This is a genomic window from Mitsuaria sp. BK041, from assembly GCF_014193085.1.
GTDB lineage: Bacteria > Pseudomonadota > Gammaproteobacteria > Burkholderiales > Burkholderiaceae_C > Roseateles.
Map to the genome: position 1 here is coordinate 1,930,527 of NZ_JACHYT010000001.1, position 22,709 is coordinate 1,953,235.

Here is a 22,709-nt window from a genome sequence, read left to right on the forward strand (position 1 = left end):
GGGATCAGGGTGGGCGGGCATCAACCCGGCTGCACGTCCAGCGTGATCGAGGTGAAGTTGGCGGTGTCCTCGGCCGGCTCTTCCTTCTTCGACGCGCCCGGGCCGCCGGGCTTGACGCCGGGGCCGTCGTTCTGCAGGCGCCAGAGCAGGTTGGTCGGCGAGTCGGCGAAGGCCAGGCCTTCCTCGCGGGTGATCGTGCCCTCGGTGATCAGCTTGGCGAAGTGCTCCTCGAAGCTCTGCGAGCCTTCGGCGATCGACTTCTCCATCGCCTCCTTCACGCCGGCGAAGTCGCCTTGCTCGATCAGCTCGGCGATCAGCTTGGTGTTCAGCAGGATCTCGGTGACCGGCACGCGGCCGCCGGCGGCGGCGCGCACCAGGCGCTGCGAGATCACCGCCTTCAGGCCCGCGCCCAGGTCGTTCAGCATCGCCGGGCGGGACTCCGGCGTGTAGAAGGACATGATCCGGTTGAGCGCGTGGTAGCTGTTGTTGCCGTGCAGCGTGGCGACCACCAGATGGCCCGACAGCGCGTACGAGATCGCGGCGGTCATCGTCTCGCGATCGCGGATCTCACCGATCAGGATGCAGTCCGGCGCCTGGCGCAGTGCGTTCTTCAGCGCGGTGTTCAGCGAGGCGGTGTCGCGGCCGACCTCGCGCTGGTTGACCAGCGAGCGCTTGTTGGTGAACAGGTACTCGATCGGATCCTCGATCGTGAGGATGTGACCGGTCATCGTCTGGTTGCGGTGCTCCAGCATCGACGCGAGCGTGGTGCTCTTGCCGGTGCCGGTGGCGCCGACCATCAGGATCAGACCCCGCTTCTCGGTGATCAGCTTGCCCAGGACGGGCGGCAGGGACAGGCTGTCCAGCGTCGGGATGACGTGCGGGATGTGGCGGAACACCGCCGCGATCGAGCCGCGCTGGCGGAAGCCCGAGAGCCGGAAGCTGCCGACCTTGGGAATCGAGACCGCCATGTTGAGCTCGCCGTTGGCGTCGAGCTCGGCCAGGTGCTGCGGGTCGAGGACCTCGGAGATCAGCGCCCGCGGCTGGGCCGGCGTGAGCAACTGGTCGGACAGCTGCAGCATCTGCCCGTTGATCCGGATCAGCACCGGCATGTTGGCCGACAGGTAGGTGTCGGACGCGCCCTTCTCGGCCATCAGGCGCAGGATGCGCTCCATGTTTCCCGTGCTCATGCGGTCTCCTCCGGACGAATGCTTTTCTTCAGTGGGGGGCTCAGGCGCGCAGGAGCTCGTTGATGGAGGTCTTGGCGCGCGTTCCGGCGTCGACCTTCTTCACGATGATCGCGGCGTACAGGCTGTACTTGTCGTTCTTGGGCAGGCTGCCGCTGATGACCACCGAGCCGGCCGGCACGCGGCCGTAGGAGACGGTGTCGGTCTCGCGGTCGTAGATCGGGGTGCTCTGGCCGATGTACACGCCCATCGAGATCACCGAGTTCTCCTCGACGATCACGCCTTCGACGATCTCGGAGCGGGCGCCGATGAAGCAGTTGTCCTCGATGATGGTCGGATTGGCCTGCAGCGGCTCCAGCACGCCGCCGATGCCCACGCCACCGGACAGGTGGACGTTCTTGCCGATCTGGGCGCAGGAACCGACGGTGGCCCAGGTGTCGACCATCGTGCCCTCGTCGACGTAGGCGCCGATGTTCACGTAGGACGGCATCAGCACCACGTTCTTCGCCATGAAGCTGCCGCGGCGGGCCACGGCCGGCGGCACCACGCGCACGCCGGTGGCGCGCAGCGCCTCGTCGCTCATGCCGCCGAACTTGGTCGGGACCTTGTCGAAGAAGGTCATGTCGCCGGCGCCCATCTGGCGGTTGTCGTTCAGGCGGAAGGACAGCAGCACGGCCTTCTTGACCCACTGGTGCACCGTCCATTCGCCGACGGCCTTGCGCTCGGCCACGCGCAGCGTGCCGGCGTCCAGGCGGGCCAGGACCTCGTCCACGGCGGCGCGGACTTCCGGGCTGTTGGCCGAGGTCAGGTTGGCGCGGCCTTCCCAGGCCAGGTCGATGATGGATTGCAGGTCTTGCGTCATGGTGGGGATCTCGAGGATTCGATCGATTCGGGTCGGTGGGACACGTCCGGCGGCACGCGCGGTGCCGCGCGGCGGGACGGATCAGGCGGAGGTCTTGAGTTGCTTCGCGAAGGAGACGATGCGGTGGGCGGCTTCCAGGCATTCGGCCTGTCCGGCCACCAGCGCCAGGCGGATGCGGCCGGCGCCCGGGTTGAGGCCGTGGGCGTCTCGGGCCAGCAGGCTGCCGGGCAGAACGCCGACATTGTATTGAGCGAGCAGGCCCTGGGCGAAGCCAATATCGTTACCGTCTGGCACCGCCGCCCACAGGTAGAAACCCGCGTCGGGCAGGGCGACGTCCAGCACGTCGGCCAGCAGCGGCGTGACCGCGGCGAACTTGGCGCGGTACTGCGCGCGGTTCTCGATCACGTGGGCCTCGTCGTTCCAGGCGGCGATGCTGGCGGCCTGGATCAGCGGGCTCATCGCCGAGCCGTGGTAAGTGCGATAGAGCAGGAAGCGCTTGATCCAGGCGGCATCGCCGGCCACGAAGCCCGAGCGCATCCCCGGCACGTTGGAGCGCTTGGACAGGCTGGTGAACGCGATGAGGTTGCGGAAGTCCGGCCGGCCGAGCTGGACCGCGGCCTGCAGGCCCGACAGCGGCGCGGCGTCGGGGCCATCGCGGAAATAGATCTCGGAGTAGCACTCGTCCGAGGCGATCACGAAGCCGTGCCGGTCGCTGAGCTCGAACAGCGTCTGCCACTCCGACAGCGGCATCACCGCGCCGGTCGGATTGCCTGGCGAGCAGACGTAGAGCAGTTGCGTGCGGGCCCAGGTGGCGTCGTCGATCTGCGACCAGTCGGCGGCGAAGTTGCGCGCCGGGTCGGAGTTCGCGAAGGCCGGCGTGGCGCCGGCCAGCAGCGCGGCGCCTTCATAGATTTGATAGAACGGATTCGGGCAGACGACGGTCGCGCCCGGGCGGCTCGGATCGATCACGACCTGCGCCAGTGCGAACAGCGCCTCGCGCGAACCGTTGACCGGCAGGATCTGCGTGGCCGGATCCAGGCTCAGCGCGTAGCGACGCTGCAGCCAGCCCGCGATGGCCTCGCGCAGCCTGGGCTCGCCGGCCGTGGCGGGGTAGCTGGACAGGCCCTTCAGGTTGGCCATCAGCGCGTCCTCGACCAGCTTGGGCGCCGGATGCTTGGGCTCGCCGATGCCCAGCGAGATGGGGCGGTAATCGGGGTTGGGGACGATGCCCTGGGTCAGGGCGCGCAGGCGCTCGAAGGGGTAGGGGTTCAGGAGCGCCAATCGCGGGTTGACCGGGGGAGGGGTCGCGGGATCGGCCAGGGGCGAGGCGGGGGACGTGCTCATGCGCGGAATCATAGGCGGGCCCCTCGCGGCGGCCGTACTCGGCTGGACAACGCTGGGTTGACGCTCAGAGCGAGCCTCGGCAGCCGGGCGCGCCGCAGCGGCAGGGCAGACGGCCCTCGTGGTGGGTCACGCCGTAGTCGACGGTGATCTCGTCGCCGGGGCGCAGGTCCTCGGTCGCGAAGAAGCTGACCTCGCCGTCCTCGACCTGGATGCGGGCGTTGGGCCGGCAGCTGTGGTTGGTGAAGCGCATCGCGTCCTGCGAGCGGCTGGCGTCGATCGCCCGCGCCGGCGAGAGCTCCACCAGCATCAGCCGGCGGCTTTCCTGCGCGCGGCGCCGGGCTTCGGCCACCGTGATCGATTCGCCGGTCAGCAATCCGAGCCGCGTGCCGGCGGGGATGTCCTCGGCGGCGAACACGCCGTAGCCGTCGATGCGGCTGCGCTTGAGCGCGACCGCGACGAACTGCGTGGCGCTGTCGTAGGCGAGGGCCATCCGGCGGGACCTGGTGCGGGATGCGAGGCGCGGATCAGCGCAGCAGGCCGGTCTCGAAGCCGTGCGCCGGCAGGTCCACCGCCGGCAGCGGCTTCCAGCCCTTCTTGCGGTGCTCGGCCACGACGTTGGTGTAGATGCCGCCGCGCACGTACCACTTGGCGGTGATGCGGATGAAGCGCGGATTGGTCACCTTCACGATGTCCTCGAGGATGGTGTTGGTCACCTTCTCGTGGAACGCGCCTTCGTCGCGGTAGCTCCAGAAGTACATCTTCAGGCTCTTGAGCTCGACGCAGTACTGGTCCGCGATCATGTCGATCGTGAAGTGCGCGAAGTCCGGCTGGCCCGTCAGCGGGCAGTGGCAGGTGAACTCGGGGATCTGGAACTGGATGACGTAGTCGCGCTCCGGGGCCGGGTTGGGGAAGACGTGGATCTCCTTGCTGGGCCGGCTGGGCGGGTTGGGCGGCATCTCGCGCATCTTGGGCGCGACGGCGGGTTTGGCGGTCGGTTTGGCGGCCTTGGCGCCGGCCTTGGCGGCCGGCTTGGCGGAGGGGTTCTTGGCCATGGGGCTGGGGAAAAGACGAAGGGCGCGATGGTATCATCCGCCGCGAATCGAGCGCCCCGTCAAGGGGCGTTTCCACAATCAAATCAAAGGCTTAGATCACGCGCAGGCTGTGGCGGCCCGGTGATCACACCCCGATGCGACTGAACTCGATCAAGCTCTCGGGCTTCAAGTCCTTTGCCGATCCGACGAACTTCCAGCTGCCCGGCCAGCTGGTCGGCGTGGTCGGCCCCAACGGCTGCGGCAAGTCCAACATCATGGATGCGGTGCGCTGGGTGCTGGGCGAAAGCAAGGCCAGCGAACTGCGTGGCGAGTCCATGCAGGACGTGATCTTCAACGGCTCGGGCAACCGCAAGCCGGCCAGCCGCTCCAGCGTGGAACTGGTGTTCGACAACACCAGCGCGAGAGCCGGCGGCCAGTGGAACCAGTTCACCGAGATCGCCGTCAAGCGCGTGCTGACGCGCGACGGCACGTCCAGCTACTTCATCAACAACCAGCCGGTGCGCCGGCGCGACGTGCAGGACGTGTTCCTGGGCACCGGCCTGGGGCCGCGTGCCTACGCCATCATCGGCCAGGGCACGATCAGCCGGATCATCGAATCCAAGCCCGAGGAACTGCGCATGTTCCTCGAGGAAGCCGCCGGCGTCTCCAAGTACAAGGAGCGCCGCCGCGAGACCGAGAACCGCCTCAAGGACACGCGCGAGAACCTGACCCGCGTCGAGGACATCCTCCGGGAGCTCAACAGCAACCTCGAGAAGCTGGAGCGCCAGGCCGAGGTCGCCGCGAATTACCGCCACCTGCAGGACCAGGGCACGCTGAAGCTGCACCAGCTGTGGTTCCTGAAGCACCGCGACGCGGCCGGCGAGGCCACGCGAGTGAAGACCGAGCACGCGGAGGCGGTCAACGCGCTCGAGGCCAAGATGGCCGAGCTCCGCCAGCTCGAGGCCGAACTCGAGACCATCCGCCAGGCCCACTACGGCGCCGGCGACGAGCTGCATGCGGCGCAGGGCCGCATGGCCGAGGCGCAGATGGAGGTCAGCCGGCTCGAGGAGCGCATCCGCTACGTCGTCGAGGGCCGCCAGCGGCTGGAGCAGCGGCTGGTCGAACTGCAGGCGCAGAACCAGCAGTGGCAGGAGCGCGCCGAGCAGGCGCAGCTGGAGCTGGATGACGTCGCCACCCAGATCGCGCAGGCCGAGGAGCAGAGCGAGATCCTCGCCGCCCAGGCCGAGGACCAGGCGATGAAGCTGCCCGAGGTCGAGGACCAGGTGCGCGCCGCGCAGGCGCGCGCCAACGAGCAGCGCACCCAGGTCACGCAGGTGCAGCAACAGATCCAGGTGCTGGCGGCGGAAAGCCGCAGCGTCGACGAGCAGCTCAAGGGCCTGCGCGGCCGCCGCGAGCGCCTCGCTCAGGAACGCCAAGGCCTGGCCGCGCCGCAGCACGACAAACTCGACGAGGTGAAGCGGCTGTCCGTCGCCGCCGACGAGCAACAGGCGGTGGCCGACGCGCGGCTGGCGGAACTCGCGGAAGCAGCGCCTGCCGCCGACGAGGCGCGCCAGCAGGCCCAGCAGGAATCGCAGCAGCAGGCCGCGAAGCTGACCGACATCGTCGCGCGGCTGACCGCGCTGCGGGCGCTGCAGGAGAAGGTGCAGACCGAGGGCAAGCTCAAGCCCTGGCTGGCCAAGCATGGGCTGCAGGACATCAAGGGCCTGTGGACGCAGCTGCATATCACGCCGGGCTGGGAGAACGCGCTCGAGGCGGCGATGCGCGAGCGCATGGGCGCGCTGGCGGTGGGCCGGCTGGAGACGGTGCAGGCCTTCGCGTCCGATCCGCCGCCGGCGCGGCTGGCGTTCTACTCGCTGCCCAGCGGCGACATCGCCAACACGCATCGCGCGCTGCCGCCGCTGACCGACCAGCTCAAGCTGGAGTCCAGCGGCCTGAAGGCGCTGATGAACGACTGGCTCGAGGGCATCTACACCGCGGAGTCCATCGCGGACGCGCTGGCGCAGCGCCCCAAGCTCAGCCACGGCGAACTCATCATGACCCGCGAGGGCCACGCGGTGAGCCAGTTCGCGGTCAGCTTCTACGCGCCGGACTCCGAAACCGCCGGCCTGCTGGCGCGCGCGCAGGAGATCGAGAACCTGGAGCGCGAGCAGCGCGCGCAGACGCTGATCGCCGACGAGTCGCGCGCCCAGGCGGTCCGCGCCGAGGCCGTCTACACCGATGCGTCGCAGCGCCTGGCGGTGGTGCGGCGCGAAGCCTCCGAGACGCAGGCCCGTGCCCATCAACTGCAGGTCGAGCTGCTGCGCCTGGCGCAGCAGACCGAGGCCGCCGTCGCGCGCCGCACTCAGCTCGATGACGAGCTGGGCGAGATCGACGCCCAGACCGAGGCGCTGATGGAGCGCCGCATGGAGGGCGAGGCGCGCTTCGAGGAGCTGGACCTGCAGCTCGCGACGACGCAGGAGAAGCACGCCGAGCTCGACGAGTCGGTGATCAACGCCGAGCGCAAGCTGACCGAGGCGCGCGAGCATCAGCGCGTGCTGGAGCGGCGCGCGCAGGAGGCGGTGTTCAGCGCCCGTGCGCTGGCGGCCAAGCGCGGCGAGCTGCAGCGCAGCATCGAGACCTCGCGCCAGCAGGTGCAGGTCAACGAGCAGACGGTGCAGAACATGGCGCAGGAGCGCGCCGAACTGGACGACGCCGCGGCGCAGGCCGGGCTGCAGGACGCGCTGGCGCTGAAGATGGAGCGCGAGCAGGCGCTGGCCCTCGTGCGCGCCAACTACGACGACCTCAGCCAGCGCCTCAAGCGCAGCGAGGAGCAGCGCATGACGATCGAACGCGCGCTCGATCCCCTGCGCGAGCGCATCACCCGGCTGCAGCTCGACGAGCAGGCCGCCGCGCTGGGCGGTCAGCAGTTCATGGAGCAGCTGGTGGCGCAGAACGTCGACCTCGAGGCGCTGGCCAAGGGCATCGAGGAAGGCGGCGTGAAGCTGTACGGGCTGCAGGGCGAGATCGACCGCATCAACCGCGACATCGCGGCGCTGGGCGCGGTGAACCTGGCGGCGCTGGACGAGCTGGGCGCGGCGCGCGAGCGCAAGACCTTCCTGGACTCGCAGTTCGCCGACCTGACCAGCGCGATCACCACGCTGGAGGACGCGATCCACAAGATCGACCTGGAGACCCGCGACCTGCTGGGCGCCACCTTCACCCAGGTCAACGAGCACTTCGGCCGCATGTTCCCGAGCCTCTTCGGCGGCGGCCAGGCCAAGCTGGTCATGACCGGCGACGAGATCCTGGACGCCGGCGTGCAGGTGATGGCGCAGCCGCCGGGCAAGAAGAACTCGACCATCCATCTGCTGTCGGGCGGCGAGAAGGCGCTGACGGCGATCGCGCTGGTGTTCGCGATCTTCCAGCTGAATCCGGCGCCGTTCTGCCTGCTGGACGAGGTCGATGCGCCGCTGGACGACGCCAACACCGAGCGCTACGCGCGGCTGGTGTCGGAGATGAGCAAGATCACGCAGTTCCTGTTCATCTCCCACAACAAGATCGCGATGGAGATGGCCAAGCAGCTGATCGGCGTGACGATGCAGGAGCAGGGCGTGTCGCGCATCGTGGCGGTGGACATGGAATCCGCACTGGCGATGGCCGAGCAATGAGGATGACGACGGTGATCGCGGCGCACGAGGCGCGCGAGGCCGCAGGAGCAAACGAGCGATGACGACGGACTGGAACCTGACGACGCTGTTGGCCGCGCTGGGCGGCGTGGTGCTGGTGGGGCTGCTGGCGCAGGGCTGGTGGAGCGCGCGCAAGGCGGGGCCGCGACGCGCGGAGCCGCTCGCGCCGGTGGGCGACCGTCAGGAGCCCAGCCTGGGCGCCGGCGGTGCCGCGCCGGGCCAGGCGCCGGTGACGCTGGACGGCGCCGCCGACGGGGAGCCGCTGCCGGACCTGCGGACGCTGGACGAGACCGTCCCGGCGGTGGCCCGCACGCGCAAGGCCTCGACCCGCATCGATGCGCTGATCGACGCGATCGCGACGCTGGCGCCGGACTCGCCGGTGAGCGGCGAGATGGCGCTGTCGCACCTGCCGGGCAGCCGGCGCGCCGGGACCAAGCCTTTCCAGATCGAGGGCTTGAACGCGGACAGCGGCGAGTGGGAGCTGCCGCATCCGGGCCAGCGCTACGGCGAGTTCCAGGCGGGGCTGCAGATGGCCAACCGCAGCGGCGCGCTCAACGAGATCGAGTACTCGGAGTTCGTGCAGAAGATCCAGGGTTTCGCGGACGGCATCGGCGCGATGCCGGAGTTCCCCGACATGCTGGACGTGGTGGCGCGGGCGCGCGAGCTCGACCAGTTCGCGGCCAGCCACGACGCGCAGCTGGCGATCATGCTGCGCGCGCGCGGCGCGGCCTGGACCCTGGGCTTCGTGCAGCAGGGCGCGCTGCGCCACGGCTTCGTGCCGGGCGCGATGCCGGGCCGGCTGGTGCTGCCGTCGGCCGAGGAGGGCGCGCCGCCGCTGCTGACGCTCAACTTCGATGCGCAGGCGGCGCTGGCGGACGATCCGCAGGCCTCGTCGCTGCGCGAGCTGACGCTGTCGCTGGACGTGCTGCAGACGCCGGAGGCGCTGGAGCCGTTCGCGACCTGGCAGGAATCGGCGCGCAACCTGGCGCGCGACTTCGAGGCCGACATCTGCGACGACCGCAACCAGGTCCTGAACCTGCATGCGTTCCAGTCCATCGGGCAGGAACTGGCGGAGCTCTACAAGTCGCTGGCCGCGCGCGACCTCGCGGCAGGCAGTCCGGTGGCGCGGCGGCTGTTCAGCTGATTCCGGCGGTTCTCGCCGACGACGAAGACGGGCGCCCTCGGGCGCCCGTTTGCATGGGAGCGCCGCATGGCGGCGTCGCCCACAAGTTCGAGTGGGCGTGACTGCGCGTTCTTCTAGGCATGGACTCGGTTGGCAGGGATTTCGGTCATCGTGTGACGGACGCGCGATCGGCACAGTGGTGGACCTCTGTGTTGATGGACGCGGCCTCGGTAACGAGGCGCTATGAAGCAATGGAAGTTCAAGGACTCGCGGCCGCAAAACCACGCCCGTGGCTGGTCGCCAGCGGCTGCAACGCGCTCACGTTGCCCAATGACCCCGCCCCTGAGGTCGACCAGCGCGTTTTCTTCATTGCCGCGACATATGGGACCCGGGCGCAACTGGCAGCCTTGCTCAAGGTGCAACCTGAAGCCGTTGCGGCGCTGGAAGAGGCTCGACAGTTGTTCAGCATCCTGGATGCGTCGCGACCCCAACCCTTGTATGGCCTCTTCCAAGGGTTGGAGGGCGTGGCGGGGATGCCGCTGAGCCAAGTACTGGGAGCCTTCTACCGGGCCATCGACGCGGGGACCGCCTTCATGGGCAATCGTGATATCGCATCGTTCTTTCGAACGCCCACCCGCATGCTCGCCTGGACAACGCCGCTGGAGGTACTGCTTGGACATCGTCTCTATGACGTCATGCCCGACCCCGAGGCGTCATGGCTCATGCTCCAGCCGGACCAGTTCCGGCTGGGCGCCGTCCTGGGCGCGGTGAAGGACGAACTGCAGCATCGGAGGACTTGATGCAACTCGCGAATTCGTCATTCCGCGTCCCTCCGTTCAACGGTCGGGACCTCGACCTGGAGTTGGTGGATCCCGGCAGTGTCGTGTTGATCCGCGCGTATCAGCATCCGAGTGCTCAGCCTTAAGTCTTCGCCATGGTGGCGGACTCCGCTGCCACGGCCAGCAGGCGCCGCACCTCTTCATCCGTCGTCTGCTCAAAGGTCTCGTACCACTGCCCAACCGAGCGGAAGCGCTCCGGCGTCTGGCCGCAGACGACCTCGTCCGCGTCCTGCGAGATCAGGTGGCAGGTTTCAGCCGCCGAGACCGGCACCGCCACCACGATGCGTGCCGGTTGCAGGTCGCGCAGCGCCTGCACGCCCGCGCGCATCGTGGCCCCGGTGGCCATGCCGTCGTCGACCAGGATCACCTGCCGACCCTCGATCGCCGGCATCGGCCGGTCGCCGCGGTAGAGCCGCTCGCGCCGGTGCAGCTCACGCATCTCCGCCCGCGTGACGATGTCGATGGCCGAGTAGCTGATCGCCAGCTGCTGGATCACCTGCGTGTTGAGCACCCGTACGTCCCCCGACGCGATCGCGCCCATCGCGTACTCGGGCTGGCCGGGCAGTCCGAGCTTGCGCACCACCAGGATGTCGAGCGGCGCGTCCAGCGCCCGCGCGATTTCCGCCGCCACCGGCACGCCACCGCGCGGCAGCGCCAGCACCGTCACGTCGTCCCGGTGCGCATAGGCGGCCAGCCGCAGCGCCAGTTCGCGTCCCGCGTCGCGCCGGTCAGCGAAGCGACGCCCCGCGGCCGTCGACGGCGCGGCATGCGTCGCCGCATCGGGCATCTCGGGGGACGGGCGGACAGGCAGCATGGCGTGGGTCTCCGGGGTCATGGTGGTCTCGCAGGGACGCTGTTTCCATCCCCAGTTCAGAGCAAGCCGGGTGCCCGCCGCGGCCCGCCGGCTCGGGCGCGTCATTTGCCGCTCCGGCATTCCCAGGACGCTGCCCCGCCGAGGTCCCCATGCCGTCTCGAAGCTCTTCCTCCACGACCCGCACCACTCGCAAGGCGCCGCCGCGTGCGTCCGGTCGCTCCGGCGCGGGCGCGCGTCGCACGCGCGCCTCGAATGCCGACCATGCCGCGCACGGCAAGTCCTCGGGACGCGGCGCGGCGCGCGGCGACAGCGACGACGCGCCCGCCGCCCGGCGTGCGATCTGGAAGGGCGCCATCAGCTTCGGCCTGCTGCACGTGCCGGTGTCGCTGTATCCCGCCTCGCGCGACCAGCGCGTCGACTTCGACTGGCTGGACAAGCGCAGCATGGATCCGGTCGGCTACAAGCGCATCAACAAGCGCACCGGCAAGGACATCGACAAGACGCAGATCGTCAAGGGCGTGAAGCAGGACAACGGCGATTACGTCCTGGTCTCCGACGACGAGATCCGCAAGGCCTATCCCACCACCACGCAGACCATCGAGATCGAGACCTTCGTGCCGGCCACGCAGGTGTCCTTCGTCTACCTGGAGAAGCCGTACTACCTCGAGCCCATCGGCAAGTCCGGCAAGGTCTACGCGCTGCTGCGCGAGGCGATGTCGGACGCCGGCCTGATCGCGATCGCGCGGCTGGTGATCCACAGCAAGGAGCACCTGGCCGCGCTGCTGCCCGCCGGACCGGCGCTGATGATCGGCATGCTGCGCTGGGCCAACGAGATCCGCCCCTGCGACGACCTGAACCTGCCCGCCGAAGGCAAGTCCGCGCACGGCTTCAAGCCCAGCGAGCTGCAGATGGCCCGGCAGCTGATCGACGAGATGAGCAGCGACTGGCATCCCGAGGACTACCACGACGAGTTCACCGCCGCGATCCGCGACCTGATCGCGCGCAAGGTCGAGGAGGGCGAGACCGAGACCGTCACGCCGCTCGAGGCCGCGCCCGAGGCGGGCGAGGAGGGCGGCAACGTCGTCGACCTGACCGAGCTGCTCAAGCGCAGCCTGGGTGGCAAGTCCAGGAAGAAGTCGGCCTGAGGCCGGCGCCGATCCGCCATGCCCAGCGCCACCCGCCAGGACCCGCTGTCCCGCTACCGCCAGAAGCGGGACTTCCGCATCACGCCCGAGCCGGACGACACCCCGGACGACGCCGCGTCCGCGCGTGCCGCCCGCGGCCGGCGAAGCGGCACCGCCCCGCGCCGCGCGGCGCGACCGCAGGCGCTGTCCTTCGTCATCCAGAAGCACTGGGCCAGTCACCTGCATTACGACTTCCGGCTGGAACTCGACGGCGTGCTGCTGAGCTGGGCCGTGCCCAAGGGACCGTCCTACGACCCCAAGGAGCGCCGCATGGCGATCCATGTCGAGGACCATCCGCTGTCCTACGGCGGCTTCGAGGGCACCATCCCGCCGCGGCAGTACGGCGCCGGCGAGGTCATCGTCTGGGACAACGGCACCTGGGAGCCCGAGGGCGATCCGGCGCAGGGCCTGCGCGACGGCAAGCTGGTTTTCCGCCTGCATGGACAGAAGCTGGCGGGACTGTGGCAGCTGGTGCGGACCTCCCGCGATGCCGCCAAGCGCGAGCAATGGCTGCTGATCAAGAAGCACGACGGCCGCGAGCGCGCGCATGCGGACTACGACGTCACCCTCGCGCTGCCCGACAGCGTGATCCAGCATCCGCTGGGGCTGATCGAGGAGCGCGAGGCCGGTGAAGCGGACGCGGCCGCCGTCACCCCGGACCTGAGCCGCGCGCGCAAGGCGCGGTTGCCGGCCGAGTTGCCGCCGCAGCTCGCGACGCTGGTGAGCGCCACGCCGCCCGGCGAATGGATCGCCGAGGCCAAGTTCGACGGTTACCGCCTGATGGCGCGGGTCGACAAGGGCAAGGTGCGCCTGATCACCCGCGGCGGCAACGACTGGACCGATCGCCTGGGCACGCTGGCCGAGGCCGTCGCCGGCCTGGGGCTGGACAACGGCTGGCTGGACGGCGAGATCGTCGTGCTGCGCGACGACGGCGCGCCCGACTTCAACCTGCTGCAGAACGCGATCGGCCATCCGAAGCGCCGCGCGCAGGCGGACCTCGTCTACTTCCTCTTCGACGTGCCCTTCCTCAACGGCCACGACCTGCGCGAGGTGCCGCTGCGGGACCGCCGCGCGGTGCTGCGCGCGCTGATGGCGGGGCAGGAGGACGGGCCGCTGCGCTTCAGCGAGGACTTCGCGGTGCCGCCCGAGGAGATGCTGGCCGCGGCCTGCCAGATGCGGCTCGAGGGGCTGATCCTGAAGCGCCCCGACAGCAGCTACGTGTCCGCGCGCAGCGACGCCTGGATCAAGCTGAAGTGCCAGCAGCGGCAGGAGTTCGTCGTCGTCGGCTTCACCGACCGGTCCGACGGCGCGAAGGCGCTCGGCAGCCTGCTGCTGGGCTACTACGAAGGCCGCACGCTGCGGTACGCGGGCCGCGTGGGCACGGGCTGGTCGCTCAAGCTCGCCGGCGAGCTGCACGGGCAGCTGGCGGCGATCGAGGTCAAGCAGCCGCATTTCGACGAGGCCACGATCGCCCGCAGCCATTGGGCCAAGCTCAGCGGCCGCAGCGGCGGCGTGGCCCGGTGGGTGAAACCGACGGTGGTGGTCGAGGTCGCCTTCGCCGAGTGGACGCCCGACGGGCATGTCCGTCACGCCTCGTTCCAGGGCGTGCGCGTGGACAAGGCGCCGCGCGACGTGGGCCGCGAATCGGCGAAGCCCGCCGAGGAGGTCAAGCCCGCGCCGGCGGCCAAGGGCACGAAGGCGGGCAAGTCGGACGCGGCGAGCGCGGCCGGGAAGGCAGGCAAAGCCGTGAAGGCAGACAAGGCCGCGAAGGCGGAGAGCGCAGAAAAGGCGGGGAAGGTGGAGAAGGCGGAGAAGCCGAGCCGATCGGCGCAGGCTGCCAAGCGCGCTTCACCGGCAGCGAAGGGCCAGCAGTCGGCCATCGCTGCCGCGCCATCGGGCCAGTTGCGCATCACGCATCCGGACCGGGTGATCGATCCCTCCACCGGCCACACGAAGATCGAGCTGGTCCGCTACTACGAGAGCGTCATCGAATGGATGCAGCCGCATCTGGGCCGCCGGCCGGTGGCGATCGTGCGGGCGCCGGACGGCATCGAGGGCCAGCTGTTCTTCCAGAAGCATGTCGAGGGCGACGAGCTCATCGTGATCCCCGACGCCGCGGCGCTGATGCAGATGACGCAGATGAACGCGATCGAGTTCCACACCTGGAACGCGCAGGACGACCGGCTCGACCGCGCGGACCGGCTCATCGTCGACCTCGATCCCGGCGAGGGCGTGGCCTTCGGCGCGGTGGTGGAGGCGGCGCGCATCACCCGCGCGCTGCTCAAGGAACTGGGCCTGCTGAGCTGGCTCAAGACCAGCGGCGGCAAGGGCCTGCATGTGGTGGTGCCGCTCGACCGGCGCCACGACCACGCCACGGTGAAGGCCTTCAGCCAGGCCGTCGTGCGTCACCTGGCCGAGACCTTCCCGAAGAAGTTCTCGGCCAAGAGCGGCCCGCGCAACCGCGTCGGCAAGATCTTTCCCGATTACCTGCGCAACGGGGAAGGGCAGACCACCGCCTGCGCCTTCTCGGCCCGCGCGCGGCCCGGTCTGGGCGTGTCGATGCCGATCGACTGGGACGAGCTGGGCGAGCTCAAGCGCGCCGACCACTGGACCATCGCCAACGCGCGCGACCGGCTCAGCTTCCAGAAGCAGGATCCCTGGCAGGATTACTGGGGCACGCGGCAGACGCTGACGCGCGGCCTCAAGCTGCTGGGACTGCCCTGAGCGCCTTGGCGTCCATCAGCGGCAGGCGCAGCTCGAAGCGGGCGCCGGTGCCGCTGCCCTCGCTGTGCACGCCGACCTGGCCGCCATGCATGCCGATCAGCTGCTTGACCAGCGACAGGCCGATGCCCAGCCCGCCCTGCGAGCGATCGAGGGTGCGGTCGCCCTGGACGAACAGGTCGAACATGGTGAGCTGCAGGCTGGGCGGGATGCCGATGCCGTCGTCGCTGACGGTGATCAGCGCCTGGCCCGGGGCGCCGTCGGGGCCGCGCTCTTCGCGCAGCGAGAGCTCGATGCGGCCCAGCGGGTCGGTGTACTTGGCCGCGTTGGTCAGCAGGTTCGCCACGCACTGGATCAAGCGGGCCTGGTCGCCCCAGACTCGCAGCGGCGGGCCGCCGGCCGTCACCGAGAACCGGTGCTGGCGCTCCCGCATCAGCGGCTCCACCGTCTCCACCGCCTGGGCGATGACCTCGGGCAGCAGCACCGGCCCGAGCTGGAGTTCCACCCGGCCCTGGGTGATGCGCGACACGTCGAGCAGGTCGTCGACCAGCCGGGTCAGCGTCTCGACCTGCCGCCGGATGATGTCGACCATCTTGCGCGAGCGCTCGTCCGGCAGGCCCAGCCGGCTCAGCACGTCGCCGGCGCTGCGGATCGGCGCGATCGGGTTGCGCAGCTCGTGGGCCAGCATCGCCAGGAACTGGTCCTTCTGGCGATCCGCCGCCTCCAGCCGCCGCCGCGCCCTCAGGTGGGCGGAGATCTCGCGGTAGTAGCAGACGACGCCCGGCGCGCCGCTGGCCAGCGGGATGCGGCTGATCTGCCACTCGTAGGCCTCGGTCACGCCCAGGTCGCTGCGCTCCTGCACGAACTCCGGGGTGTGGTACGGCTCGCCGGTCTCCAGGGTGCGCTGGAACAGCGCCAGGATCTGGTCGGCCAGCGGGTGGCCCCACTGGCGCTCGACCTGCGCATCGAAGCGCGAGCCGATCAGGTCCGGCGGATCGCCGAAGGTGGCGCGCCCGGTCGGATTGGCCTCGCGGATGCGCAGCGCCGTGCCGTCGTGCTCGACCAGGAAGACGCCCATCGGCGCGGCATTGAGCAGGGTCTCGAACTGCGCCGTCCGCAGCCGGAAGGCCGCTTCCGCCGCCTGCCGCATCCGGCGCAGTTCCAGCAGCGCGCCCAGCCGCGCGAGCAACTCGCGGGCCGAGAAGGGTTTGATCATGTAGTCGTCGGCGCCGGCATCCAGGCCCTCGATGCGGGCGTCCTCGCCGGCCCGGGCCGACAGCAGCACCACCGGCACGCCGCCCAGCCGCGCGTCGCCGCGCAGCGCGGCCAGTAGCGCCAGGCCGTCGAGCTTCGGCATCATGACGTCGCTGAGGACCAGGTCCGGCGGCTCGCGCCGCGCCGCCTCCAGCGCCTCCAGGCCGTCGGCCGCCAGTTCCACCGCGTAGCAGGGCGACAGCAGGTCGCGCAGGTAGGCCCGCATGTCGGCGTTGTCGTCGGCCACGATCACCCGCGCGCCGAAGGTCTCCGCGAAACGTGGGTCGGCCGAGGCCCAACCGCCCGCCTGGACGCGGCCCGGTTCGCCTTCGCCCACCGGCTCGGGCGCCGGGAGCCAGCGCAACGCCTCTTCCACGAAAGCGCGAGCGCCAGTCGTGGTGGCCACGCCCGTGGTAATGGCGGTGGCAGCAGCGGCTGCAGTGGTGACGGCATTGGCGGTGGCATTGGCGCCGGTCGTGGTGGCCGCCGCGGCGACGGGGAGCGGCGCCGATCCGCCCGCCCGCGCAGGCGATGCGGGCTGCCGGCCCAGCGGCAGCAGCACGCGGAACAGCGAGCCTTCGCCCTGCACGCTGGAGGCCTCGATCCGTCCGCCGTGCAGCTTGACCAGCTCCTGCACCAGCGCCAGGCCGATGCCGGAGCCCTCGTGGGTGCGGCCCTCGGCGCCGGCCACGCGATGGAAGCGCTCGAAGACCCGCGGCAGTTCCTCCGCGGGGATGCCGGCGCCGGTGTCCGCGACCTCCAGCACCGCGAGCCGCGGGTCATGGCCCTGGCCGCGCAGGCGTACCGTGACCTGCCCGCGCAGGGTGAACTTGAAGGCGTTGGACAGCAGGTTCAGGACGATCTTTTCCCACATCTCGCGGTCGACCCAGGCCGCCTGGTCCAGCGGCGCGCAGTCGACCTCGAAGGCCAGTCCGGCGCGTTCCATGGCGGAGCGGAAGGTGCTCGCCAGGTCGCGCGTCAGCGCCGCCAGGTCGGTGGCCTCGAAGCGTGCCAGCGCGCGGCCGGCCTCGATCCGGGAGAAGTCCAGCAGCGTGTTCACCAGGCGCTGCAGGCGCGACGCGTTGCGCAGCACCAGGGCCAGGCGCTCGCGCTGCGGTCCGCTCAGGTCGGGCGCGGTCACCAGGTCCTCGAGCGGGCCCAGCATCAGCGTCAGCGGCGTGCGGAACTCATGGCTGATGTTGGAGAAGAAGGCCGTCTTGGCGCGGTCCAACTGGGCGAGCTCCTCTGCGCGGCGTCGTTCGGCCTCGTAGGCCGAGGCATCGGCCAGCGCCGCCGCGAGCTGGCCCGCGACCAGGTTGAGGAAGCTGCGGTAGGCCTCGTCGAGCGGCCGGCGCGGGCTCACGCCGGCCAGCAGGAAACCGGCCGGCTCGCGGCCGGCGCTCTTGAGCGGCAGCAGGACCGCGCGCTCGAGCGGCTCCGGCCACTCCGGCAGCCGCAGCGACACGCCCAGGGCCGCCATCGACGGCAGGTCCTGCGCCGGCGCGCCGTCCACCAGCGCGCGCAGCGGCCAGCCGTCGGGCGGATCGACCAGGTCGAGCCGCTCGGGCAAGGCCTCGGCGGCGCCGCGATGCGACGCCTCGCCGGCCGCGTCGTGGGCGAGCGGTCCGGTGCAGCCGGCGCGGCGCGCCCACTGTCCGCCGGGCTCGGTCAGGTACAGCGCGGTGAAGGGCAGGTCCAGCGGGTAGTCGGACAAGACCTCGCAGGAGCGCCGCGCGACGTCGTCCTGCTGCTCCACGCCGACGGTGCGCGTGGCCAGGTCCTTCAGCACCCGCAAGCGGCGCTCGCCGATCACGCGGTCGGTGACCTCGGTGACCACGCACCACATGCCGTTGACGCGCAGTTCGTCGTCGTGGACCGGGCTGTAGGAGAAGGTGTGATAGGTCTCCTCCGGGAAGCCGCTGCGCTCCAGGAACAGCAGCAGGCCTTCGTCCCAGGTCGCCTCGCCGGTGCTCAGCACATGGCGGATGCGGCTGTAGGCGGCGTCCCAGACCTCGGCCCAGACCCGCTCGGAGCGCGCGCCCAGCGCCCACTCGCGCTTCAGGCCCAGCGTCGGCAGGTAGGCGTCGTTGCAGAAGAAGGTCATCTCCGGGCCCCACGCCAGCCACATCGCGTAGCGGGAGTCCAGCATCATCCGCAGCACCGTCTTGAGCGCGCGCGGCCAGCCGTCCGGCGGACCGAGCGGCGTGCGGGTCCAGTCCAGGGCCCGCATGCGCGCGCCCATCTCGCCGCCGCCGTCCAGGAAGTGCTCGCGGCGCGGCGCGGCCGGTGCACCGGGCTGCGGCGGGGAGGAGGGCACCAGTGCGGCCGCGTCGTTGCGGCCCTCGGGGGGCATACCGGCGGGACCGGCGGGCAGAACAGGCATCGGCAGGAATTCCCTTGTCGGGACAGGGGCAGTCGAGTCTAGGCGTCGCCTAGCAAGCGGCGCACCCGCATCGGCCCTGCCTGGACGGCGGGGAGCGCCACGGCGATGGGGGACGCGAACCGGCGGTGCTGGGAGCGGCGCTTGCCGCTGCCATCCATCCGCATCCGCATCCGATCCGCACCCGCACCCTGCGCTGGAGAGCCCCGCCCGATGGCCGATTCGATGGACCTGATCCTGTGGCGCCACGCCGAGGCCGCCGACGCCGCGCCCGGCATGGACGACCTGTCGCGAGTGCTGACCGGCCGCGGCGAACGCCAGGCCCGCGAGATGGCGCACTGGCTGGACCGGCACCTGCCGCGCGACACCCGCGTGCTGGTCAGCCCGGCGGTGCGCACGCGCCAGACGGTCCAGGACCTGCGCCGCAAGGTCGTGTCCAGCGACGCGCTCGCGCCCAAGCGGGACGTGCGGGCGCTGCTCGAGGCCGCCGGCTGGGCCGAGGCGACGGCCCCGGTGATGGTCGTGGGTCACCAGCCGACGCTGGGACTGGCGCTCGCCCACCTGGTCGGCGGCGTGCCGCTGGACCGGCTCGCGGACACGACGCCCTGGCGGCTGCGCAAGGGCGGTGTCTGGTGGCTGCGCTGCGAGCGCGACGCCCGCGACCGGCCCGGCGTGCTGGTGGTGGCGGTGCGTTCGCCGGACCTGCCGTGATGCGCCGCCGGCCCTCGTTGCCGCGCCTTCGCGCCGGGGCGCCGGGGCAGGGGCGCCCGCTACACTGGCGGCTTGCCCACTGCGAAAGCTGCCTTGAGTTCCAGCCTGTTCCTCATCTTCCTGCTGATCGCCGCCAGCGCGTTCTTCTCGATGGCGGAGTTGTCGCTGGCCGCGTCGCGGCGGCTCAAGCTCAGGCAGATGGCGGACGAGGGCGACCCGCGGGCCGCGCAGGTGCTGAAGGTCCAGGAGCAGCCCGGCCACTACTTCACCGTGGTGCAGATCGGCGTCAACACGCTGGCCATCCTGGCCGGCGTGGTCGGCGAGGGCGCGCTGACGCCCCACTTCGAATCGCTGCTGCGGCCGCTGATCGACATCGATACCGCGCAGCGCGTGGCCTTCGCGCTGTCCTTCGGCTGCGTCACGACGCTGTTCGTCGTGCTGGCGGACCTGCTGCCCAAGCGGCTCTCGATGAACGAACCCGAGCGCGTCGCGCTGGCGCTGATCCGGCCGATGCTGTTCCTGACCGTGTTGCTGCGGCCGGTCGCCTGGGCGCTGGGCCTGGTCACGGACGGCCTGCTGCGGCTGCTCGGCCGGCCGATGACGCCGGACAACACCATCACCCATGACGACATCCTCGCCATGGCCGCCGCGGGCCAGCAGGCCGGCGTCGTCGCGGCCGCGGAGCAGCAGGTGATCGAGAACGTGCTCGAGCTCGAGACCCGCACCGTGGAGTCGTCGATGACCTCGCGCGAGCGCGTCGTCTATTTCTCGCTCGACGACGACGAGGCGCTGGTGCGCACGCGGATCGCGGATTCGCCGCACTCGACCTACCTGGTCTGCGATGGCGAGATCGACCAGGTGGTCGGCTACGTCGACGCGACCGACCTGTTTCAGCGCGTGCTGCGCGGCGAGGTGATCTCGCTGCGCGCCGAGCCGGCGCTGGTCAAGAAGGTGCTGATCGTGCCGGACCGGCTGACGCTGGCCGAGGTGCTGACCCAGTTCCGCCAGGCACATGAGGACTTCGCGGTCATCGTCAACGAGTACTCGCTGGTGGTGGGCGTGATCACGCTGAACGACGTGATGAGCACGGTGATGGGCTCGCTGGTCTCCACCGACGAGGAGGAGCAGCAGATCATCCGCCGCGACGACGGCAGCTTCCTGGCCGACGGCATCACGCCGATCCCGGACGTGCAGCGCGCGCTGGGCGTGGACGACTTCCCGCACCCGGGCCAGTACGACACGCTGGCCGGTTTCCTGATGGTGATGCTGCGGCGCATCCCCAAGCGGACCGACGTCGTGGAATGGCACGGCTGGCGCTTCGAGGTCGTCGACGTCGACAGCCACCGCGTCGACCAGGTCATGATCGCCCGCGCGGCACCGCCGGCGACCGACACGGGCGCCTGACCCCCGGCCGCCGGCCCTCCGGCAGCGTGTCCAGGGACGGCCTGACCAACGGCCGCGCGACCGGCCTGCGCCACAATGCGCGGATGACTGCCCAGCCCGCTTCCACTGCCTCCGCGGCTTCGCTTCCCCTCGACCAGGCCGCCGTCCGCGCCGGCGAACTCCGTGACCAGCTGCACCATCACGCCCACCTGTACTACGTGCTGGACGCGCCCGCGCTGCCCGATGCCGAGTACGACCGGCTGTTCCAGGAACTGCAGGCGATCGAGGCCGCGCATCCATCGCTGCTGACACCGGATTCGCCGACGCAGCGGGTCGGCGGCGCGGTGCTGGAAGGCTTCGAGCCGGTGCGGCACGTGGTGCCGATGCTGTCCATCCGCACCGAGACCGACACCGAGGCCAGCGGGGCCGAGAACTTCGACGCCCGCGTGCGTCGGGAACTGGACCTTGGCGAGCAGGCCGCGCCCGTCGAGTACGCGGCCGAGCTCAAGTTCGACGGCCTGGCGATCAGCCTGCGCTACGAACGCGGCGTGCTGGTGCAGGCCGCCACGCGCGGCAATGGCGAGACCGGCGAGGACGTGACGCAGAACGTGCGCACGATCCAGCAGATCCCGCTGCGCTTGCGGGGCGACGGCGCCAAGGCCGAGGTGCTGGAGGTGCGCGGCGAGGCCTACATGCGCCGCGACGATTTCGAGAAGCTCAACGAGCGGCAGCGCGCCAACAACGAGAAGACCTTCGTGAATCCGCGCAACACGGCGGCGGGGGCGATCCGCCAGCTCGATCCGGCGCTGGTGCGGCAGCGGCCGCTGAGCTTCTTCGCCTACGGCATCGGCGAGACGCGCGGCTGGGACATCCCCGCCACGCACAGCGCGATGCTGGACGCGCTGCAGTCCTACGGGCTGCCGGTCAACGCCGACCGCGCGGTGGTGCGCGGCGCCGAAGGGCTGGTGAAGTTCCACCGCGAGATCGGCGAGAAGCGCGACGCGCTGCCCTTCGACATCGACGGCGTCGTCTACAAGGTCAACAGCCGCGAGCTGCAGCGGCGGCTCGGTTTCGTGTCGCGCGAGCCGCGCTGGGCGGTCGCGCACAAGTACCCGGCGCAGGAGCAGGTCACCAAGCTGGACCGCATCGAGATCCAGGTCGGGCGCACCGGCAAGCTGACGCCGGTGGCCAAGCTGGAACCGGTCTTCGTCGGCGGCACGACGGTCAGCAACGCGACGCTGCACAACCTCTTCGAGATGCGTCGCAAGGGCATCCGCGTCGGCGACCAGGTGATCATCCGGCGCGCCGGCGATGTGATCCCGGAGGTCGTCGGCAAGGTGGACGCCAGGCGCGCGCGCTACGTGCCCAACTTCCGCATGCCCAGGCACTGCCCGATCTGCGGCAGCGACGTGGTGCGCGAGAAGGGTGGCATCGACCACCGCTGCAGCGGCGGCATCTTCTGCCCGGCGCAGCGCAAGCAGGCGATGCTGCACTTCGCCGGCCGCCGCGCGATGGACATCGAGGGCCTGGGCGACAAGCTGGTCGACCAGCTCGTCGACGGCGGCCTCGTGACGAGCCTGCCGGGGCTCTACAAGCTCGGCGTGGCCAAGCTCACCGCGCTGGAGCGCATGGGCGACCGCAGTGCGCTGAACCTGATCGACGCGCTCGAGAAGAGCAAGCACACGACGCTGGCGCGCTTCCTCTTCGCGCTGGGCATCCGGCAGGTGGGCGAGACCACGGCCAAGGACCTGGCGAAGCACTTCGGCAACATGGATGCGCTGATGAACGCGACGGAGGAGCAGCTGCTCGCGGTGAAGGACGTCGGGCCGATCGTCGCCAGGAGCATCGCGGCCTTCTTCGCCGAGGCGCACAACCGGGAGGTCGTCGCGCAGCTGATCGCCGCGGGTGTGAGCTTCCCCGAGAGCGATGGCGCCGTCGCCGCGCCGGCGGGACCGCAGCCGCTGGCGGGCAAGACGCTGGTGCTGACGGGGACGCTGCCGACGCTGTCGCGTGACGAGGCCAAGGAGCTGATCGAGGCCGCGGGGGGCAAGGTCAGCGGGTCGGTGTCGAAGAAGACCAGCTACGTGATCGCGGGCGAGGAGGCGGGGTCCAAGCTCGACAAGGCGCGCGAGCTCGGCGTGACCATCCTCGACGAGGCAGGGCTGCAGGCGCTGCTGGCCGGGGAGGGGTGAG

General features: G+C 70.6%; 15 protein-coding genes. 8 read left to right on the forward strand and 7 right to left on the reverse strand.

The genetic code is table 11. The features are described 5' to 3' along the window. Positions 1–20 precede the first annotated feature (20 nt). The 5 genes from FHT38_RS08505 to queF all read right to left on the reverse strand — a co-directional run bounded on the left by FHT38_RS08505 (position 21) and on the right by queF (position 4,346). Positions 21–1,187, reverse strand: a complete 1,167-nt coding sequence (locus tag FHT38_RS08505) for a PilT/PilU family type 4a pilus ATPase (RefSeq protein ID WP_091724336.1) — start codon at positions 1,185–1,187, stop codon at positions 21–23. Between the two features lie 40 nt (positions 1,188–1,227). Beyond that, positions 1,228–2,046 carry a 2,3,4,5-tetrahydropyridine-2,6-dicarboxylate N-succinyltransferase gene (gene dapD / locus FHT38_RS08510; protein WP_091724337.1) on the reverse strand — a complete coding sequence of 273 codons (819 nt, stop codon included), beginning with the start codon at positions 2,044–2,046 and terminating at the stop codon, positions 1,228–1,230. Positions 2,047–2,127: 81 nt separating this feature from the next. Beyond that, complete coding sequence (gene dapC, locus FHT38_RS08515; RefSeq protein ID WP_183491238.1) at positions 2,128–3,390, reverse strand: succinyldiaminopimelate transaminase; 1,263 nt, start codon at positions 3,388–3,390, stop codon at positions 2,128–2,130. A gap of 64 nt (positions 3,391–3,454) precedes the next feature. Beyond that, complete coding sequence (locus FHT38_RS08520) at positions 3,455–3,880, reverse strand: SET domain-containing protein (protein ID WP_221213749.1); 426 nt, start codon at positions 3,878–3,880, stop codon at positions 3,455–3,457. A 34-nt stretch (positions 3,881–3,914) separates the two neighbouring features. Further along, entirely contained in the window at positions 3,915–4,346 is a 432-nt protein-coding gene (gene queF, locus FHT38_RS08525) for a preQ(1) synthase (RefSeq protein ID WP_091725219.1), read from the reverse strand. A gap of 230 nt (positions 4,347–4,576) precedes the next feature. On the opposite strand from queF, the gene smc reads away from it, so the two are divergent. The 3 genes from smc (at position 4,577) to FHT38_RS08540 (ending at position 10,030) form a co-directional block, all read left to right on the forward strand. After that, entirely contained in the window at positions 4,577–8,089 is a 3,513-nt protein-coding gene (gene smc, locus FHT38_RS08530) for a chromosome segregation protein SMC (protein ID WP_183491240.1), read from the forward strand. 58 nt (positions 8,090–8,147) lie between these two features. After that, a complete protein-coding gene (locus FHT38_RS08535) occupies positions 8,148–9,251 on the forward strand; it encodes a cell division protein FtsZ (protein ID WP_255488629.1) in 1,104 nt (367 codons plus the stop codon). A 230-nt stretch (positions 9,252–9,481) separates the two neighbouring features. Further along, on the forward strand, positions 9,482–10,030 hold the full coding sequence (locus tag FHT38_RS08540; RefSeq protein WP_147240736.1) for a hypothetical protein: 549 nt from the start codon (positions 9,482–9,484) through the stop codon (positions 10,028–10,030). Positions 10,031–10,151: 121 nt separating this feature from the next. On the opposite strand, the gene FHT38_RS08545 is transcribed toward FHT38_RS08540, so the two are convergent. Then, complete coding sequence (locus FHT38_RS08545) at positions 10,152–10,856, reverse strand: phosphoribosyltransferase (RefSeq protein WP_183492426.1); 705 nt, start codon at positions 10,854–10,856, stop codon at positions 10,152–10,154. A gap of 176 nt (positions 10,857–11,032) precedes the next feature. Here FHT38_RS08545 and FHT38_RS08550 point away from each other — a divergent pair, with 176 nt between their 5' ends. Both FHT38_RS08550 and ligD read left to right on the forward strand, forming a co-directional pair. Further along, on the forward strand, positions 11,033–12,028 hold the full coding sequence (locus FHT38_RS08550; protein WP_183491242.1) for a Ku protein: 996 nt from the start codon (positions 11,033–11,035) through the stop codon (positions 12,026–12,028). Positions 12,029–12,046: 18 nt separating this feature from the next. After that, positions 12,047–14,791 carry a DNA ligase D gene (ligD, locus tag FHT38_RS08555; protein ID WP_183491244.1) on the forward strand — a complete coding sequence of 915 codons (2,745 nt, stop codon included), beginning with the start codon at positions 12,047–12,049 and terminating at the stop codon, positions 14,789–14,791. Here the strand turns inward: ligD and FHT38_RS08560 are convergent. Continuing rightward, positions 14,769–18,425, reverse strand: a complete 3,657-nt coding sequence (locus FHT38_RS08560; protein ID WP_183491245.1) for an ATP-binding protein — start codon at positions 18,423–18,425, stop codon at positions 14,769–14,771. The genes ligD and FHT38_RS08560 overlap by 23 nt on opposite strands. A 210-nt stretch (positions 18,426–18,635) precedes the next feature. On the opposite strand from FHT38_RS08560, the gene FHT38_RS08565 reads away from it, so the two are divergent. The 3 genes from FHT38_RS08565 to ligA all read left to right on the forward strand — a co-directional run bounded on the left by FHT38_RS08565 (position 18,636) and on the right by ligA (position 22,708). Next, positions 18,636–19,133 (forward strand): histidine phosphatase family protein, encoded by a 498-nt coding sequence (locus FHT38_RS08565; RefSeq protein ID WP_254783283.1) that lies wholly within the window; start codon positions 18,636–18,638, stop codon positions 19,131–19,133. Positions 19,134–19,226: 93 nt separating this feature from the next. Beyond that, positions 19,227–20,537 (forward strand): hemolysin family protein, encoded by a 1,311-nt coding sequence (locus FHT38_RS08570; protein WP_255488631.1) that lies wholly within the window; start codon positions 19,227–19,229, stop codon positions 20,535–20,537. An 83-nt stretch (positions 20,538–20,620) separates the two neighbouring features. Continuing rightward, on the forward strand, positions 20,621–22,708 hold the full coding sequence (gene ligA / locus FHT38_RS08575; protein ID WP_183491249.1) for an NAD-dependent DNA ligase LigA: 2,088 nt from the start codon (positions 20,621–20,623) through the stop codon (positions 22,706–22,708). The last annotated feature ends 1 nt before the right edge of the window (position 22,709 follow it).